General features: G+C 58.3%; 21 protein-coding genes and 1 tRNA gene. 17 read left to right on the top strand and 5 right to left on the bottom strand.

The genetic code is table 11. The annotated features are described in order from the left end of the window. The first annotated feature begins 6 nt into the window (after positions 1-6). The 6 genes from AC1DRN_RS23260 (at position 7) to AC1DRN_RS23235 (ending at position 6,023) form a co-directional block, all read left to right on the top strand. A complete protein-coding gene (locus AC1DRN_RS23260) occupies positions 7-1,560 on the top strand; it encodes a sugar ABC transporter ATP-binding protein (RefSeq protein ID WP_457265805.1) in 1,554 nt (517 codons plus the stop codon). Beyond that, positions 1,557-2,534, top strand: a complete 978-nt coding sequence (locus AC1DRN_RS23255; protein WP_223457149.1) for an ABC transporter permease — start codon at positions 1,557-1,559, stop codon at positions 2,532-2,534. The genes AC1DRN_RS23260 and AC1DRN_RS23255 overlap by 4 nt, the downstream gene beginning before the upstream one ends. 3 nt (positions 2,535-2,537) lie before the next feature. Continuing rightward, positions 2,538-3,557, top strand: a complete 1,020-nt coding sequence (locus tag AC1DRN_RS23250) for a LacI family DNA-binding transcriptional regulator (RefSeq protein WP_223457151.1) — start codon at positions 2,538-2,540, stop codon at positions 3,555-3,557. 75 nt (positions 3,558-3,632) lie between these two features. Next, positions 3,633-4,550, top strand: a complete 918-nt coding sequence (gene rbsK / locus AC1DRN_RS23245) for a ribokinase (RefSeq protein WP_223457153.1) — start codon at positions 3,633-3,635, stop codon at positions 4,548-4,550. Further along, positions 4,547-4,951, top strand: coding sequence for a D-ribose pyranase (rbsD, locus tag AC1DRN_RS23240; protein ID WP_223457155.1), 405 nt, complete (start codon positions 4,547-4,549; stop codon positions 4,949-4,951). The genes rbsK and rbsD overlap by 4 nt, the downstream gene beginning before the upstream one ends. A 103-nt stretch (positions 4,952-5,054) precedes the next feature. Beyond that, positions 5,055-6,023 (top strand): nucleoside hydrolase, encoded by a 969-nt coding sequence (locus AC1DRN_RS23235; RefSeq protein WP_223457347.1) that lies wholly within the window; start codon positions 5,055-5,057, stop codon positions 6,021-6,023. A 54-nt stretch (positions 6,024-6,077) separates the two neighbouring features. On the opposite strand, the gene AC1DRN_RS23230 is transcribed toward AC1DRN_RS23235, so the two are convergent. Continuing rightward, complete coding sequence (locus tag AC1DRN_RS23230) at positions 6,078-6,269, bottom strand: hypothetical protein (protein ID WP_223457157.1); 192 nt, start codon at positions 6,267-6,269, stop codon at positions 6,078-6,080. Positions 6,270-6,401: 132 nt separating this feature from the next. Here AC1DRN_RS23230 and AC1DRN_RS23225 point away from each other — a divergent pair, with 132 nt between their 5' ends. Together AC1DRN_RS23225 and AC1DRN_RS23220 are read left to right on the top strand one after the other, a co-directional pair. Beyond that, entirely contained in the window at positions 6,402-6,707 is a 306-nt protein-coding gene (locus tag AC1DRN_RS23225) for a hypothetical protein (protein ID WP_007975706.1), read from the top strand. Between the two features lie 154 nt (positions 6,708-6,861). After that, positions 6,862-7,182 carry an I78 family peptidase inhibitor gene (locus AC1DRN_RS23220; RefSeq protein WP_223457160.1) on the top strand — a complete coding sequence of 107 codons (321 nt, stop codon included), beginning with the start codon at positions 6,862-6,864 and terminating at the stop codon, positions 7,180-7,182. 70 nt (positions 7,183-7,252) lie between these two features. Here AC1DRN_RS23220 and AC1DRN_RS23215 read toward each other — a convergent pair whose 3' ends face one another. Together AC1DRN_RS23215 and AC1DRN_RS23210 are read right to left on the bottom strand one after the other, a co-directional pair. Then, positions 7,253-7,465, bottom strand: coding sequence for a cold-shock protein (locus AC1DRN_RS23215; protein ID WP_003179963.1), 213 nt, complete (start codon positions 7,463-7,465; stop codon positions 7,253-7,255). 292 nt (positions 7,466-7,757) lie between these two features. After that, positions 7,758-8,060: a hypothetical protein gene (locus tag AC1DRN_RS23210; RefSeq protein ID WP_223457161.1), complete on the bottom strand. Its 303-nt coding sequence runs from the start codon at positions 8,058-8,060 to the stop codon at positions 7,758-7,760. Between the two features lie 374 nt (positions 8,061-8,434). On the opposite strand from AC1DRN_RS23210, the gene thrS reads away from it, so the two are divergent. The 9 genes from thrS (at position 8,435) to AC1DRN_RS23165 (ending at position 15,888) form a co-directional block, all read left to right on the top strand. Continuing rightward, positions 8,435-10,357, top strand: coding sequence for a threonine--tRNA ligase (gene thrS / locus AC1DRN_RS23205; protein ID WP_223457162.1), 1,923 nt, complete (start codon positions 8,435-8,437; stop codon positions 10,355-10,357). Next, positions 10,357-10,908: a translation initiation factor IF-3 gene (gene infC, locus AC1DRN_RS23200; RefSeq protein WP_172435341.1), complete on the top strand. Its 552-nt coding sequence runs from the start codon at positions 10,357-10,359 to the stop codon at positions 10,906-10,908. Before thrS ends, infC begins: the two co-directional genes overlap by 1 nt. Before the next feature lie 60 nt (positions 10,909-10,968). Further along, positions 10,969-11,163, top strand: coding sequence for a 50S ribosomal protein L35 (rpmI, locus tag AC1DRN_RS23195; RefSeq protein ID WP_002553160.1), 195 nt, complete (start codon positions 10,969-10,971; stop codon positions 11,161-11,163). A 28-nt stretch (positions 11,164-11,191) separates the two neighbouring features. Continuing rightward, a complete protein-coding gene (gene rplT / locus AC1DRN_RS23190) occupies positions 11,192-11,548 on the top strand; it encodes a 50S ribosomal protein L20 (RefSeq protein ID WP_007905879.1) in 357 nt (118 codons plus the stop codon). A 109-nt stretch (positions 11,549-11,657) separates the two neighbouring features. Beyond that, complete coding sequence (pheS, locus tag AC1DRN_RS23185) at positions 11,658-12,674, top strand: phenylalanine--tRNA ligase subunit alpha (RefSeq protein WP_007975711.1); 1,017 nt, start codon at positions 11,658-11,660, stop codon at positions 12,672-12,674. 26 nt (positions 12,675-12,700) lie between these two features. Next, a complete protein-coding gene (gene pheT, locus AC1DRN_RS23180; RefSeq protein ID WP_477786809.1) occupies positions 12,701-15,079 on the top strand; it encodes a phenylalanine--tRNA ligase subunit beta in 2,379 nt (792 codons plus the stop codon). Between the two features lie 3 nt (positions 15,080-15,082). Continuing rightward, positions 15,083-15,385: an integration host factor subunit alpha gene (gene ihfA, locus AC1DRN_RS23175; protein ID WP_002553164.1), complete on the top strand. Its 303-nt coding sequence runs from the start codon at positions 15,083-15,085 to the stop codon at positions 15,383-15,385. Beyond that, positions 15,366-15,722: a MerR family transcriptional regulator gene (locus AC1DRN_RS23170; protein ID WP_003179985.1), complete on the top strand. Its 357-nt coding sequence runs from the start codon at positions 15,366-15,368 to the stop codon at positions 15,720-15,722. The genes ihfA and AC1DRN_RS23170 overlap by 20 nt, the downstream gene beginning before the upstream one ends. Before the next feature lie 89 nt (positions 15,723-15,811). Next, positions 15,812-15,888: transfer RNA gene (locus AC1DRN_RS23165), tRNA-Pro, on the top strand. A 69-nt stretch (positions 15,889-15,957) separates the two neighbouring features. On the opposite strand, the gene AC1DRN_RS23160 is transcribed toward AC1DRN_RS23165, so the two are convergent. Next, positions 15,958-17,085: a tyrosine-type recombinase/integrase gene (locus tag AC1DRN_RS23160; protein ID WP_457265818.1), complete on the bottom strand. Its 1,128-nt coding sequence runs from the start codon at positions 17,083-17,085 to the stop codon at positions 15,958-15,960. After that, on the bottom strand, positions 17,007-17,420 hold the full coding sequence (locus tag AC1DRN_RS23155) for a hypothetical protein (protein ID WP_457265801.1): 414 nt from the start codon (positions 17,418-17,420) through the stop codon (positions 17,007-17,009). Before AC1DRN_RS23155 ends, AC1DRN_RS23160 begins: the two co-directional genes overlap by 79 nt. Positions 17,421-17,512 lie beyond the last annotated feature (92 nt).

The following is a 17,512-nucleotide window of genomic DNA, read 5'->3' as shown; positions in this document are numbered from 1 at the left end:
GTTTTTATGTCAGTTTGCGCTCCGAACGCTGTCCTCTCGGTCAGCGGTATCGGCAAGACCTACGCCCAACTGGTCCTGGCCGGCATCGACCTGACGCTCATGCGCGGGGAAGTGCTGGCGTTGACCGGCGAGAACGGTGCAGGCAAAAGCACGCTTTCGAAGATTATTGGCGGGCTGGTGGCGCCGACCACCGGCCAGATGCAGTTTCAGGGGCAGGACTATCGTCCGGGTAGCCGGGCTCAGGCTGAAAACCTCGGTATCCGTATGGTGATGCAGGAACTCAATCTGCTGCCGACCTTGTCGGTGGCGGAAAACCTGTTTCTCGACAACCTGCCCAGCAACGGCGGCTGGATCAATCGCAAGCAGTTGCGCAAGGCTGCAATCGAAGCCATGGCCCAGGTTGGGCTCGACGCCATTGACCCGGACACCCTGGTCGGCGAACTGGGTATCGGCCATCAGCAAATGGTCGAGATCGCCCGCAACCTGATTGGCGATTGCCATGTGCTGATTCTCGACGAGCCGACGGCGATGCTCACTGCGCGCGAAGTCGAAATGCTGTTCGAACAGATCACCCGCCTGCAGGCTCGCGGCGTATCGATCATCTACATCTCCCACCGCCTCGAAGAGCTGGCGCGCGTCGCGCAACGCATTGCCGTGCTGCGCGATGGCAATCTGGTTTGCGTCGAGCCAATGGCCAACTACAACAGTGAGCAGCTGGTCAACCTGATGGTTGGGCGCGAACTCGGCGAACACATCGATATGGGGGTGCGCAAGATCGGCGCCCCTATGTTGACGGTCAAGGGCCTGAGCCGTGCCGACAAGGTTCGCGACGTGTCGTTCGAAGTCCGTGCCGGAGAGATTTTCGGCATTTCCGGTTTGATTGGCGCGGGGCGCACCGAGTTGCTGCGTCTGATCTTCGGTGCCGATATCGCCGACAGCGGCACGATTGCCCTGGGGTCGCCGGCGCAGGTCATCAATGTACGCTCGCCAGTGGATGCGGTCGGTCATGGCATTGCCTTGATCACCGAAGATCGCAAGGGCGAAGGCCTTTTGCTGACCCAATCGATCGGCGCCAATATCGCCTTGGGCAACATGCCCGGTATCTCCGGCGCTGGCTTGGTCGACAGCGATGAGGAGAACGCCTTGGCCCAGCGTCAGATCGACGCCATGCGCATCCGCAGCTCCGGTCCGGCACAGTTGGTGTCCGAGTTGTCCGGCGGCAATCAGCAGAAAGTCGTCATCGGCCGTTGGCTGGAGCGCGATTGCTCGGTGCTGCTGTTCGACGAACCGACCCGCGGCATCGACGTCGGCGCCAAGTTCGATATCTACAACCTGCTCGGTGAGTTGACCCGCAAGGGCAAGGCACTGGTGGTGGTCTCCAGCGACCTGCGCGAGCTGATGCTGATCTGCGACCGGATCGGCGTGCTGTCGGCGGGCCGCCTGATCGATACATTCGATCGCGACAGCTGGACCCAGGATGAGTTGCTCGCCGCTGCTTTTGCCGGCTACCAAAAACGTGATGCGCAGCTCTTTGAAGCTGCGCCTGGGGATCTTCCATGAAAACCGCTTCTTTCGCCGGCAAACGCAATGGCAACTTCTACGGCCTGGGCACCTATCTGGGCCTGGCGGGTGCCTTGTTGGCGATGATCGTGCTGTTCTCGGTGCTGAGCAGTCACTTCCTGTCCTACGATACTTTCAGCACCCTGGCCAACCAGATTCCGGATCTGATGGTGCTGGCGGTCGGCATGACCTTTGTGTTGATCATCGGTGGCATCGACCTGTCGGTAGGTTCGGTGCTGGCATTGGCGGCTTCGACCGTGAGCGTGGCGATTCTTGGCTGGGGCTGGGGCGTGCTGCCGGCGGCGCTGCTGGGCATGACCGTTGCGGCGCTCGCCGGTACCATCACCGGCTCGATCACTGTGGCATGGCGGATACCATCGTTCATCGTGTCCCTGGGCGTGCTGGAAATGGCTCGCGGGGTGGCGTACCAGATGACCGGCTCGCGTACGGCCTACATCGGCGATGCGTTCGCCTGGTTGTCCAACCCGATCGCCTTCGGCATTTCACCGTCGTTCATCATCGCGTTGCTGATCATTTTCGTCGCCCAGGCCGTGTTGACCCGCACGGTGTTCGGTCGCTACCTGATCGGTATCGGCACCAACGAAGAGGCGGTGCGGTTGGCGGGGATCAATCCCAAGCCTTACAAAATCCTGGTCTTCAGCCTGATGGGGTTGCTGGCCGGTATTGCCGCGTTGTTCCAGATTTCCCGCCTGGAAGCCGCCGACCCGAATGCTGGCTCCGGTCTTGAGTTGCAAGTGATCGCGGCTGTCGTGATCGGCGGAACCAGCCTGATGGGCGGGCGCGGTTCGGTGATCAGCACGTTCTTTGGCGTGCTGATTATTTCCGTGCTGGCTGCGGGGCTGGCGCAGATCGGGGCAACCGAGCCGACCAAACGCATCATTACCGGCGCGGTGATCGTGGTGGCGGTAGTGCTGGACACCTATCGTAGTCAACGCGCAAGCCGGCGGACCTGAGTCATGGCGACTATCAAAGATGTGGCAGCCCTTGCCGGCATTTCCTACACCACGGTTTCCCATGTGGTGAACAAGACCCGCCCGGTCAGTGAAGAAGTGCGGATCAAGGTCGAGGCGGCAATCCAGACCCTCGACTACGTCCCCAGCGCCGTGGCCCGCTCGCTCAAGGCCAAGACCACGGCGACCATCGGCCTGTTGGTGCCCAACAGCCTCAACCCGTATTTCGCCGAACTGGCCCGGGGTATCGAGGATTACTGCGAGCGAAACGGTTACTGCGTCATCCTGTGCAACTCCGACGACAATCCGGACAAGCAGCGCAGTTACCTGCGTGTACTGCTGGAAAAACGCATCGACGGCCTGATTGTCGCCTCGGCCGGTGGCGACAGTCGCCTGGTACAAGGCCTGAAAGGCGTTCGCACACCCATGGTGATCGTCGACCGCGGACTGGACGGTGTCGATGCGGACCTGGTGCGCATCGACCATGAATACGGTGCGTATCTGGCGACCCGGCATCTGCTGGAACTGGGGCATCGGGATATCGCCACGATCAGCGGGCCGGAGAACACCAGCGTGGCGCAGATGCGTCTGGCGGGTTATCGCCGGGCCTTGAAGGAGGCGGGCGTCGAAGTTTCTCCCGGGCGCATGCTGGAAAGCGATTTCACCAGCACTGGCGGTTACGGCGCCGCCGCGGTTTTGCTGGAAAACAACCCGCCTACCGCCATTTTTGCGGCCAACGACATGATCGGCATCGGCGTGCTACGGGCCGCCGCCGAGCGCAACATTCGCGTACCGAGCGAGTTGTCGGTGATCGGCTTCGACGATATCCAGATGAGTCGCTATGTCTATCCGTCGTTGACCACGGTGGGGCAATCGATCCTGCAACTCGGCGAAATGGCCGCCGAAGTGCTTTTACGGCGAATCGCCACGCCGGGCCTGGCGACCGATCAGCGGATCGTGACGCCGAGTATCGTCATGCGTGAATCGACGGCACCGCTGGCCGGCGTGTTTGCCCAGTGCCGTTGAAAACAGAGAGCCGTTGAAAACAGAAAGCCGCTGAACCCACAGCGCCGCCGAAACAGAATCGATGAGTAGCAATATATGCCAGCAAAAGTAGTGGTAATAGGCAGTTTGAACATGGACCTGGTGACCCGGGCACCACGCTTGCCCAAGGGCGGTGAAACGCTGATTGGTCAGTCGTTTACCACCGTCTGCGGTGGCAAGGGCGCCAATCAGGCCGTGGCTGCGGCGCGGTTGGGGGCCCAGGTGTCGATGATCGGGTGCGTGGGCAATGACGCTTATGGTGAGGCGCTGCGCGGGGCGCTGTTGGCCGAGCAGATCGATTGCCAGGCGGTGAGCACCGTTGACGGTTCCAGCGGCGTGGCGTTGATCGTGGTCGACGACAGCAGTCAGAACAGCATCGTGATCGTCCCTGGGGCCAACGGTGCATTGACCGCAGAAGCCATTGACCGTTCTGATTCGGTGATACACGCGGCGGACGTGCTCATCTGTCAGCTGGAAGTGCCCGATGCTTCCGTTGGCCATGCGCTCAAGCGCGGTCGCGAGCTGGGCAAGACCGTCATCCTCAATCCGGCACCGGCCAGCCGCCCGCTGCCATCGGACTGGTACGCGTCCATCGATTACCTGATTCCCAACGAAAGCGAGGCATCAGCCCTGAGCGGTCTCTCGGTGGACTCCCTGGACACCGCCCAAGCCGCGGCGACTCGCCTGATTGCCATGGGCGCCGGCAAGGTGATCATCACCCTCGGTGCGCAAGGTTCGCTGTTTGCCGATGGCCAACGCTTCGAACATTTCCCTGCGCCCGTGGTAAAGGCTGTCGATACCACGGCGGCCGGCGATACGTTTGTCGGCGGTTTCGCTGCGGCGCTGGCCGCGGGTCAAGATGAGGTGCAGGCGATCCGTTTCGGGCAGGTGGCTGCGGCGCTGTCGGTCACCCGTGCCGGCGCACAACCTTCAATTCCCGCCTTGAGCGATGTACAGGCGTTTAAAACTCCATGAAAAAGACACCCCTGCTCAACATTGCGCTGTCACGGCTGATAGCCTCATTGGGGCATGGCGACAGGGTCGTCATCGGGGATGCGGGGTTGCCGGTTCCACCGGGCGTTGAATTGATCGACCTGGCCTTGACCCATGGCATTCCGGATTTTGTCAGCACCTTGAAGGTCGTGCTCAGTGAGATGCAGGTCGAAAGCCATGTGCTGGCTCAGGAAATCTTCGATAAAAAGCCGCCGGCCCTGGTCGCACTGGATGAACTGGACGGCGAAGGCGCATTGGGTCGGCGTGAAGTGCTCTCCCATGAACAATTCAAGGTCCTGAGCCGGCAGGCAAGGGCGATTGTTCGGACAGGCGAGTGTCAGCCGTACTGCAACATTGTGCTGGTCGCCGGCGTTACGTTTTGACGGGCTGTCCGCGTTTTGATGTCCCTGGCACAAGGAGTGCGCCCCGTATCGCTATGCTCAGAAACTGCACCCATTGCTCCGGAGTCTGCTGCTTTTGTCCCTGATGACCGCAACGAACGCCCAGGCGGCACAAAAGATCGACTTGATCATCGACACCGATCCGGGGGCCGACGATGTCGTTGCCCTGTTGTTCGCCCTGGCATCGCCGGACGAGCTGAATGTTCGGGCATTGACCACCGTTGCCGGCAACGTTCGCCTGGACAAGACCTCGCGCAACGCACGATTGGCCCGGGAGTGGGCGGGGCGTGAGGAGGTGCCGGTTTATGCCGGTGCACCCAGGCCGCTGATGCGCACGCCGATCTATGCCGAGGATATTCATGGTAAGGAAGGTCTGTCGGGCGTCGCCGTGCATGAGCCGAAGAAGGGCCTGGAAAAGGGCAGTGCGGTGACTTACCTGATTGATGTGCTGAAATCGGCCAAGCCCCACAGCATTACTATCGCCATGCTCGGCCCGCAGACCAATCTGGCCCTGGCGTTGATCCAGGAGCCGGGTATCGTGCAGGGCATCAAGGAAGTGGTGGTCATGGGCGGTGCGCACTTCAATGGCGGCAACATCACGCCGGTGGCCGAGTTCAACCTGTTCGCCGATCCGCAGGCCGCCGAAGTGGTACTCAAGAGTGGCGTAAAGCTGACCTACCTGCCGCTGGATGTGACCCACAAGATCCTGACCAGCGAAGCGCGCCTGAAACAGATTGCCGCGCTGAACAACAACGCCAGCCGGCTGGTGAGCGACATTCTCAATGAATACATCAAGGGCGACATGGAGCACTACGGCATTCCGGGCGGCCCGGTGCATGACGCCACGGTCGTCGCTTACCTGCTCAAGCCGCAGTTGTTCAGCGGTCGAGCGGTCAACGTGGTTGTTGACAGCCGCGAAGGACCGACCTTTGGACAAACCATCGTTGACTGGTATGACGGCCTGAAGGCGCCGAAGAATGCCTTCTGGGTTGAAGGCGGCGATGCCCAGGGCTTCTTCGATCTGCTGACCGAGCGCCTGGCTCGCCTGAAGTAAGCATCATCTCCCGCAGGTGCTTGCCTGCGGGATTCACTCCCTCGCGCTAACCGCTTAGGTCTTTTGGTCCGACAGATGTTTCTCGAAGATCTGCTCGATGAACGATTGGGCGGCTTCGGTTCCAAGGTCCCTGACCAGCAGGTCGATACCGATAATGGCGAGCTCTTCCGTGGTGCCTGGGCTGTAGGAGCTGTGGCCGTCTTGCCACTTGGCCTTGATGTCAGCGTCGATGCTTACGGTGGTCATGATGGCGCTCGTGAGGTCGGGGAAGTCTGAGTGCCGAGTTAACCATTTTGCGGGGCTTTTGACACGCCGACTTAGGCATCAAAGGAGGGCTGTGCGACACTTGGTCTCTGACGAATACTCAAGGAACACGCTGTGCAGATCGATTTGAACTCCCCGGATGGCCTGACCCTTGAGGCGGTGCGTCAGTTGCTGGCCGGCGCCAGTGACGATGAGCACACCCAGTTACGAGTCACCAAAGGAGGCATTGCCTACATTTCCTCGGGTGTCGTGGGCGGCACCGATATCGACGGGTTGTTGTTTCGGCTCGAAACCTGGGCCAAGGGCTCCGGTTATGTCGGGCGGGTCGCGGCCAGCGATGAGGTCTGGGTCATGCAAATCTTCAATGCCTTGAAAGAGAACTGGCCCAATCCTCCTTACGACTACATCGACGTCTATTGAGCGTCGTTCATATTCAGTCACGATTCAGTGATTAAGGGCAGGGCGACGCTCAGGCAGAATCGCGGCTCGTCCGGATCATGGGCACTGCCTGTGAAACCAAACGCCAGTCTGGTTGTCGCACGATCTCAGCTTAATCATTGAATAAGGAGGCTTCATGCCTTGGAAGCTCGCGTCATTGGGTACTTTGTTGGCCGTTGCCACGCTGGCCGGTTGCAGCACTACCTCTACCGAGTCGGCAGCAACCGATGTTGCGACGACTGACACGGGTCACAGTCGCTGTGAAGCAAAGGCTGCCGAGTTCACCATCGGCAAACAGGCCTCGCCGCAATTGCTCGAGCAGGCGCGTACCCGGGCAGGGGCGCAAAGTGCACGGTTCCTGCTGCCAACCGATATGGTGACGCTGGAGTACCGCTCCGATCGCCTGAACCTGAACACCGATGCCAGCCGGGTAGTGACCCGCGTCAACTGCGGCTGATCGCCCGGCTTTTGTTCCGGCCATAAAAAACCCCGTCACATGGACGGGGTTTTTTTAGTGCGCCTGGAGATTACTCTGGGCGAACTTGAGCAGCTTGCATACCCTTTTGGCCTTTCTCAGCCACGAAGGAAACAGTCTGGCCTTCTTTCAGGCTTTTGAAACCGTCGCTTTCGATAGCTTTGAAGTGTACGAACAGGTCGTCACCGCCACCTTGAGGAGTGATGAAGCCGAAGCCTTTTTCATCGTTGAACCATTTAACGGTGCCGGTTTGGCGATTAGACATGGTGTATCTCCAAGAAACATATATTTTCAGTAGTACTGTGCTGCTCAGGCCAACTGGGCACACCCGGGTATCATAGTCGAAATGTTCGGTTTGGGAGCCCCCCGGACGAGCTGTTTGCCGATCAGTCGCGGTTTCTTTATGTCTTGAAATGGCTGAAAGCCCCGTTTTATAAGGCTCTTAGCCGAAAGTAAAGACGATAAAAAAAGCTGTAAAACCTGCATGAATTGTACGAAATGACCCGTTTCGAGTGCTTTTTGCCAGTAAAACAGGGCTTGAGAACATGGATCTGTGCTTATTTTTTGGCTTTGTTATCAGCTTTGCAGGCTGCAATTTGGCCAAAGGCTTTCTGTTTCAGGGCGTCGCTGGCTTTGTTGTCCATCAATGCCTGAATGTCGCTGGCCGGGAACGACTTGATCGCATCGGCACCACAAGCGCAGTGGGCCTTGGCCGCCGCCTCACCGATTTGTTGCGCGGCCGCGGGAACGCACTGAGACATGTACTTCTCGCGTTCACCTTTTGGCCATTCGGCGTGGGCGGCCAGCGGCAGCAGCAGAACGATTGGTGCAACTACAGCGAATAAACGATTCAGATGCATGCCAGGATGCTCCTATGGGGTCAATGTCTTGTTATCTGAGCGCTAATGCGCGGCTCAAGTTCATCACTCTGGCATAAAAACGCCTGATTTACCGCGTTGGAAAACCTCTGCGCAGCTACTACCGTTCATCTGTGCTAGCATGCCTCGCTCGGGCGTTTGCAGGCTCCGACGGACCTTCAGTCCCGGCAGCGGCAGATGCGCGATTAACCCTGATTTGAATCCCAGTCACTCTGGTTCGGTTTTCCGGTTGGCCGCAAGGCTCCTGCCGCTGTAAGGCAGGCGTTCGTCATTGAATGGCCTGGACCGGATCTTGTACTGGCTCATCCCAACCCACGTGACCTTTGGTAGGGGTCACCACTAGGAGAGGAGGCGCCATGCCAACTATTACTCTTCCCGACGGCAGTCAACGTTCATTCGATCACCCGGTTTCCGTAGCCGAGGTCGCCGCATCCATCGGTGCAGGCCTGGCCAAGGCCACCGTGGCCGGCAAGGTCAATGGCAAGCTGGTCGACGCCAGCGACATCATCGACAGCGATGCGTCGCTGCAAATCATCACGCCAAAGGATGAAGAGGGGCTGGAGATCATTCGCCACTCTTGCGCCCACCTGGTTGGCCACGCGGTCAAGCAGTTGTACCCGACCGCCAGGATGGTCATCGGTCCGGTCATCGACGAAGGTTTCTATTACGACATCGCCTTCGAGCGTCCTTTCACCCCGGACGACCTGGCGGCCATCGAACAGCGCATGCAGCAGCTGATCGAGAAAGATTACGACGTGATCAAGAAAGTCACTCCGCGCGCCGAAGTGATCGAAGTGTTCAAGGCCCGTGGCGAAGACTACAAGTTGCGCCTGGTCGAAGACATGCCGAACGAGCAGGCCATGGGCCTGTACTATCACGAAGAATACGTCGACATGTGCCGCGGTCCGCACGTGCCGAACACCCGCTTCCTGAAATCCTTCAAGCTGACCAAGCTGTCCGGCGCCTACTGGCGTGGCGATGCCAAGAACGAGCAATTGCAGCGCGTCTACGGCACCGCATGGGCCGACAAGAAGCAACTGGCCGCCTACATCCAGCGCATCGAAGAAGCCGAGAAGCGCGACCACCGCAAGATCGGCAAGCGCCTGGGCCTGTTCCACACCCAGGAAGAAGCGCCGGGCATGGTGTTCTGGCACCCCAATGGCTGGACTTTGTACCAGGTGCTCGAGCAGTACATGCGCAAGGTGCAGCGCGACAACGGTTACCTGGAAATCAAGACCCCCCAGGTCGTTGACCGCAGCCTGTGGGAAAAGTCCGGGCACTGGGCCAACTACGCCGACAACATGTTCACCACCCAGTCGGAAAGCCGCGACTACGCGATCAAGCCGATGAACTGCCCGTGCCACGTGCAGGTGTTCAACCAGGGCCTGAAGAGCTATCGCGAGTTGCCGATGCGCCTGGCCGAATTCGGTGCCTGCCACCGTAACGAGCCATCGGGTGCCTTGCACGGCATCATGCGCGTGCGTGGATTCACCCAGGACGACGCGCACATTTTCTGCACCGAAGAACAGATGCAGGCTGAATCCGCTGCCTTCATCAAGCTGACCATGGATGTCTACGCCGACTTCGGCTTCACCGATGTCGAGATGAAGCTGTCCACTCGTCCGGAAAAACGCGTCGGTTCCGACGAGCTTTGGGATCGCGCCGAAGCTGCACTGGCCGCAGCCCTTGATAGCGCGGGCCTGCCGTACGATCTGCAGCCGGGCGAGGGTGCGTTCTACGGTCCGAAGATCGAGTTCTCGCTGAAAGATTGCCTCGGTCGCGTCTGGCAATGTGGTACCCTGCAGCTCGATTTTAACCTGCCTGTCCGTCTGGGAGCCGAATACGTCTCCGAAGACAACAGCCGCAAGCACCCGGTCATGTTGCACCGGGCGATCCTGGGGTCCTTCGAACGTTTCGTCGGAATTCTGATCGAGCACTACGAGGGCGCATTCCCCGCGTGGCTGGCTCCGACCCAGGCAGTGGTGATGAATATCACTGATAAACAGGCTGATTTTGCCGCTGAAGTTGAAAAAACCCTCAACGAAAGCGGATTTCGTGCCAAGTCTGACTTGAGAAATGAAAAGATCGGCTTTAAAATCCGCGAGCATACTTTGCTCAAGGTTCCTTTTCTCTTGGTTATCGGAGATCGGGAAGTCGAGATGCAGACTGTCGCTGTGCGTACTCGTGAAGGTGCTGACCTGGGCTCGATGCCCGTCGCCCAGTTCGCTGAGTTTCTCGCGCAAGCGGTTTCCCGGCGTGGTCGCCCAGATTCGGAGTAATTATTATTAAGCGTGAAATGAGACAAGATAAACGAGCTGCACCGAAAGCCCCGATCAACGAGAATATCTCGGCACGCGAGGTTCGGTTAATTGGAGCTGAAGGTGAACAGCTTGGGATTGTGTCAATTGAAGACGCGCTTCTTAAGGCTGAAGAGGCCAAGCTGGATCTGGTGGAGATTTCCGCCGATGCAGTACCACCTGTTTGCAAACTGATGGACTACGGCAAATCGATCTTCGAAAAGAAGAAGCAGATTGCTGCGGCCAAGAAAAACCAGAAGCAGATTCAGGTTAAAGAAATCAAGTTTCGTCCAGGGACGGAGGAAGGGGATTACCAGGTAAAACTGCGCAACCTGGTACGTTTCCTGAGTGATGGGGACAGGGCCAAGGTATCCTTGCGATTCCGCGGCCGTGAGATGGCCCACCAGGAGCTGGGGATGGAACTCCTCAAGCGAGTTGAAGGTGACTTGCTCGAGTACGGTTCGGTCGAACAGCATCCTAAGATGGAAGGACGCCAGCTGATCATGGTCATCGCCCCGAAAAAGAAGAAGTAATCAACAGGGCACGGCAGGCCTTCTGATTATGTTTATCAACTGAATGCGGAGTATCCGAACATGCCAAAAATGAAGACCAAAAGTGGTGCTGCTAAGCGGTTTCTGAAAACTGCTAACGGTATCAAGCACAAGCACGCTTTCAAGAGCCACATCCTGACCAAAATGTCGACCAAGCGTAAGCGTCAACTGCGCGGTAGCAGCTTGCTGCATCCGTCTGACGTGGCAAAAGTCGAGCGCATGCTGCGCCTTCGTTAATTTTAGTCAAGAATAGAGGAAGTAACTCATGGCTCGTGTAAAGCGTGGCGTCATTGCCCGTAAGCGTCACAAAAAAATTCTGAAACTTGCTAAAGGCTACTACGGCGCACGCTCGCGCGTATTCCGTGTTGCCAAGCAAGCGGTAATCAAGGCAGGCCAATACGCCTACCGTGACCGTCGTCAGAAAAAACGTCAGTTCCGCGCTCTGTGGATCGCTCGTATCAACGCTGGTGCTCGTATCAACGGTCTGTCCTACAGCCGTTTCATCGCCGGCCTGAAAAAAGCGTCCATCGAGATCGACCGTAAGGTTCTGGCTGATCTGGCAGTGAACGAAAAAGCGGCGTTTGCTGCGATTGTCGAGAAAGCTAAAGCCACCTTGGCTTAAGTACCCCCGACAGTCACCCGGCCTCGCATCTGTGGGGTCAGGTGTTAAACGTCATAAATAGGGGAAGAGCCTTCAAGCTCTTCCCCTATTTTGTATCTGGAGTCTGTACATGGAAAACCTGGACGCGCTCGTCTCTCAAGCTCTAGAGGCTGTGCAAAGCGCTGAAGATATCAATGCCCTGGAGCAAATCCGGGTTCACTACCTTGGCAAGAAGGGTGAATTGACTCAGGTGATGAAGACCCTGGGGAATTTGCCGGCAGAAGAGCGTCCGCAGGTCGGTGCGCTGATCAACGTTGCCAAGGAGCGTGTCACAGAGGTCCTTAATGCGCGCAAGGCATTGTTTGAAGAAGCCGACCTGGCTGCCAAACTCTCTGCCGAGTCCATTGACGTGACCCTGCCTGGCCGTGGTCAGACCTCCGGTGGTCTGCATCCGGTTACCCGTACTCTGGAACGCGTCGAACAGTTCTTCACCCGTATTGGCTACGGCATTGCCGAAGGCCCTGAGGTCGAAGACGACTATCACAACTTCGAAGCGCTCAACATCCCAGGCCACCACCCGGCCCGGTCGATGCATGACACCTTCTATTTCAATGCGAACATGCTGTTGCGCACCCATACCTCGCCGGTACAGGTCCGCACCATGGAGTCGAAACAGCCGCCGATCCGCATCGTCTGCCCAGGCCGTGTATATCGCAGCGACTCCGATATCACCCACTCGCCGATGTTCCACCAGGTCGAAGGCCTGCTGATCGATCGCGACATCAATTTCGCCGACCTCAAAGGCACCATCGAAGAGTTCCTGCGGGTGTTCTTCGAAAAGGAACTGGCGGTGCGTTTCCGTCCTTCCTACTTCCCGTTCACCGAGCCATCCGCCGAAGTCGACATGGAGTGCGTGATGTGCAGCGGTAAAGGCTGCCGCGTCTGCAAGCAGACCGGCTGGCTGGAAGTGATGGGCTGCGGCATGGTGCACCCGAACGTGCTGCGCATGTCCGGGATCGACCCGGAAGAGTTCTCGGGCTTTGCCTTCGGCATGGGTGTCGAGCGTCTGGCCATGCTGCGTTACGGCGTGAACGACTTGCGTCTGTTCTTCGACAACGACTTGCGGTTCCTCGCGCAATTTCGCTAGTCGTAACGAATTCTTAGGAGAGCAGGATGAAATTCAGTGAACAATGGCTGCGTGGCTGGGTTAGCCCGCAGGTAAGTCGCGACGAGCTGGTTGCTCGTCTGTCGATGGCCGGTCTTGAGGTCGATAGCGTTACGCCGGCCGCCGGTGTTTTCAGTGGCGTGGTGGTTGGCGAGGTGCTGAGCACCGAGCAGCACCCGGACGCCGACAAACTGCGCGTGTGCCAGGTCAGCAATGGTTCGGAAACCTTCCAGGTTGTTTGCGGTGCGCCAAACGTGCGCCCGGGCCTGAAGATTCCTTTCGCCATGATCGGCGYCGAACTGCCAGGCGACTTCAAGATCAAGAAGGCCAAGCTGCGTGGCGTTGAGTCCAACGGCATGCTGTGCTCGCAATCCGAGCTGCAGGTCGGTGAAGGTAATGACGGTCTGATGGAGCTGCCGGCCGATGCGCCGGTAGGTAAGGATTTCCGCGTTTATCTGGACCTGGAAGACGCCAGCATCGAGGTCGATCTGACCCCGAACCGTGGTGACTGCCTGTCCCTGGCCGGTCTGGCCCGTGAAGTCGGCGCACTGTACGCCGCTCCGGTGGTTCGTCCGGTGGTGGCTTCGGTGCCTGCCGCCCACGACGAAGTGCGTTCGGTAGAAGTGCTGGCGCCGGCCGCGTGCCCACGTTATCTAGGGCGTGTGATTCGTAACGTCGACCTGTCCAGGCCTACGCCGCTGTGGATGGTTGAGCGCCTGCGTCGTGCCGATGTGCGCAGCATCGATGCTGCCGTCGACATCACCAACTACGTGATGCTGGAGCTGGGTCAGCCGCTGCACGCCTTCGATCTCGCCGAAATCAACGGTGGCATCCGTGTGCGCATGGCCGAAGACGGCGAGAAGCTGGTACTGCTCGACGGTCAGGAAGTCACCCTGCGTAGCGATACGCTGGTGATTGCCGACCATTCCCGAGCACTGGCGATTGCCGGTGTCATGGGTGGCGAGCACAGTGGTGTTTCCGCGACCACACGTGATGTGTTCCTGGAAAGCGCCTTCTTCGACCAGATCGCCGTAGCAGGCAAGGCCCGTTCCTATGGCCTGCACACCGATGCATCGCATCGCTATGAGCGTGGTGTGGACTGGCAACTGGCCCGCGAAGCCATGGAGCGCGCGACCGGCTTGCTGCTGGACATCACCGGTGGTGAAGCGGGTCCGATCATCGAAACCGTCAGCGAACAGCACCTGCCGAAAATTGCTCCGGTCACCCTGCGTGCCCAGCGCATTACCCAGATGCTGGGTATGGAAATGGATTCGGCTGAAGTGGAGCGTCTGCTCAATGCCTTGGGCCTGACCATTACTGCCGACGGGGCAGGGCAGTGGCGTGTAGAAGTGCCAAGCCATCGCTTCGATATCAGCCTGGAAGTCGACCTGATCGAAGAGTTGGCGCGCCTGTACGGCTACAACCGTTTGCCGGTTCGTTATCCGCAAGCGCGTCTGGCGCCGCAAGCCAAGGCAGAAGCCCGTAGCGACCTGCCTGAACTGCGTCGCCTGCTGGTTGCCCGTGGATATCAGGAAGCCATTACCTACAGCTTCATCGATCCGAAACAGTTCGAACTGTTTAATCCGGGTGTTGAGCCGTTGCTGCTCGCCAATCCGATCTCCAATGACATGGCCGCCATGCGTTCGTCGCTGTGGCCAGGTCTGGTCAAGGCGCTTCAGCACAACCTGAACCGTCAGCAGGATCGCGTGCGTCTGTTCGAAAGCGGCTTGCGTTTCGTTGGTCAGCTCGAAGGTCTGAAGCAAGAGCCGATGTTGGCCGGTGTTATTTGCGGCAGTCGCCTGCCGGAAGGCTGGGCGCAGGGTCGCGATACCGTCGACTTCTTCGACGTCAAGGCAGACGTGGAAGCGGTGCTGGGCTTCGCCGGTGCCCTGGATGCGTTCACTTTCGTGCCGGGCAAGCACCCAGCGCTGCACCCGGGTCAAACCGCGCGCATCGAGCGTGACGGTCGTCTGGTCGGCTTCATTGGCGCGATCCACCCTGAATTGTCGAAAACCCTCGGTCTCGACCGTCCGGTGTTCGTCTTCGAGCTGGTTCTGGCGGAAGTGGCGTCGGGCAAAATGCCTGAATTCCACGAGTTATCGCGCTTTCCTGAAGTGCGTCGTGACCTTGCACTGATTGCACACAAAGACGTTGCAGCCACGGCCGTACTGGATGTAATCCGTGAAAATGCAGGCGAATGGCTGACAGACCTCAGGCTATTTGACGTGTATCAGGGTAAAGGCATTGATCCTGATAGAAAAAGCCTCGCAGTCGGCTTGACCTGGCAGCATCCATCGCGCACTCTTAATGACGATGAGGTGAATACCGCAACGCAAAACATCCTCACCTCGCTCGAACAAAGGTTGAACGCCACGTTAAGGAAGTGACGTATGGGGGCTCTGACGAAAGCTGAGATGGCGGAACGTCTGTATGAAGAGCTGGGCCTGAACAAACGGGAGGCCAAGGAATTGGTCGAACTGTTTTTTGAAGAAATCAGGCACGCTCTTGAAGACAACGAACAAGTCAAATTGTCCGGTTTCGGCAATTTCGACCTTCGGGACAAACGCCAGCGGCCTGGCCGCAATCCGAAAACGGGGGAAGAAATCCCGATCACGGCTCGCCGTGTGGTCACCTTTCGTCCAGGGCAGAAGTTGAAGGCCCGAGTTGAGGCTTATGCTGGAACCAAGTCATAACGACGAGCTCCCCGTCATCCCGGGCAAACGCTACTTCACCATTGGTGAAGTCAGCGAGCTGTGTGCGGTAAAACCACACGTGCTGCGCTACTGGGAGCAGGAGTTTCCTCAACTCAACCCTGTCAAACGCCGCGGAAACCGCCGGTATTATCAGCGCCAGGACGTGCTGATGATCCGGCAGATCCGCGCGCTTCTTTACGATCAGGGGTTCACCATCGGCGGAGCGCGCCTGCGTTTGTCCGGTGATGAAGCCAAAGACGATACTACCCAATACAAACAAATGATCCGCCAGATGATCGCCGAGCTCGAAGATGTTCTGGTGGTACTCAAGAAATAAATTCTCGCTTTTAAATACTTCCAGTTTTCAAAAGCTTGCGATATATTCTTGACCGTTCCTCGAGATGAGGGATGAGTTTCACGCCTAGTCGGGGCGTAGCGCAGTCCGGTAGCGCACTAGCATGGGGTGCTAGGGGTCGAGTGTTCGAATCACTCCGTCCCGACCATATTTTTCAATGACTTAGCCCAACTCTAGCCAGTTGGGCTTTTTCATTGGTGGGGAGTTTTTCGGGACTTCATCCAGTTTTCCTCTTCAAGATCGTCAGCACCGGCCCCCGCGAGTCAGTTGCTGATACCCTATTTGCAGCCTCAATCAGATGCCCGAGCTCAGCACCCGAGTAGTGACTGGTGATGCTGCCGTTCTTGTGTCCCAGCAAGGCCTTTCGATCTTCCTGTGTGACACCTGCCGCCCGAAGGCGACGGCCAAACGTGTGTTTCAAGTCATGCACCCTGATGGATGTGTACCCTGGGTGAGCGGGGCGAAGGTTTTCCTCCTGCCAGAGTTTCGCCGCTCTCACCCGCGCCTTCTTCCAGGCTGAGTCGTTCATCCGGTGCATCGCGTTGCCGTTGTACGGAAAAACCCAGTCCTTGCTCAGGCCGCGCTGCTTGTCGATGATCGATTTCGCCACGCTGTTCAGAACAACCAGTCGCTCATCGCCATTTTTCACACCTGACCGCTCGTTTCGGCCGCCAAAGTCGGAGGGGATCAGGAACACGCTGGTGCCAAGTTCCGGTACCGAGATTTCCCAGTCCCACCTCAATTTGCAGACCTCCTGCTCGCGGCAACCTGTGTTCACCTTGAACAGGGCCATCGTTTGCAGATGCGCCGGCAACTCTCCGAAAAGGATTGATTGCTCTTCCCATGTCATTGGGTAGGGCTCACGAACCTTTTTCTTCAGATCCAGCTTGGTCAGCATTGGTACCGAATCAAGCCAGGGCCTGCGCTCTTCATCCCGCCACTTCCTTGCACAAAGCGATAGAACCCGTATTACCCGCTCGATCGAGATGTTGATCGTCCTAGGTGCCACCGGCTTCAACTGCTTCCCGTCCGGCAACACCATTCCCTTCAAACGATCCCTCACGAATGGTTCAAGCGCCTGGTCATCGATGTGCGTCAACGGCAGGTCCTTGAGGTACGGATGGAGCTGCTTCAGGTGCAGCGCCGTCAACTTGATCGAGGGCTGGTCCTTGCTCTCGATCAGAAACCTTGTCGCCGCTTCTTCCCAGGTTCTGGTGCGGCGCACGCCGTACACCTTCTGCTGCCGAAGCTGTTCCAGCCGGTGAATCAGATACTGCTCGGCCTCTTGCCGGTCACCAGTTCCAGTGCTCTCTCGAAGGCGCTCGCCTCGGAAAACTTTGTCGATTTGCCAGACTCCACCTTTCTGGTAGAGACCGGAGATCGCTTTTCTCGCCATGGTTTACCTCCTTTGGCTTCACCCTGGCGCTCGCTGCGAGGGCGATTGTTGTCCTGATTCACGGTCTTATCAATCGACTTGCTCTCGATGTAGGCGTCTGCCCATTCGTCGAGCTCGATACGATCAAACGCGACGCCCTGTTTCCCGATAGGGAATTCACGAACGTTCGGCCTGACCGTTTTGTTGAATTCGTCCCGGCACATGCCGAGATAGCCTGGTGCATCCATGAACCGGATGAACCTCGGCGGGATGCTTGAAACCTTTGCTGCTGTTGCGTTACCCATGGCCGGATTCCTTAGGCGAAAGCCTCCGCTGCCCGTCGTTCACCGGCAGGCTGGTAGGGGGGTGTGGAAATCAGATGAAGGGCGTCAGGCGC

It is taken from the genome of Pseudomonas sp. P5_B3, assembly GCF_056400405.1.
Note: the sequence above shows the minus strand (reverse complement) of the source record. Positions and strands in the feature narration are given on the sequence as shown.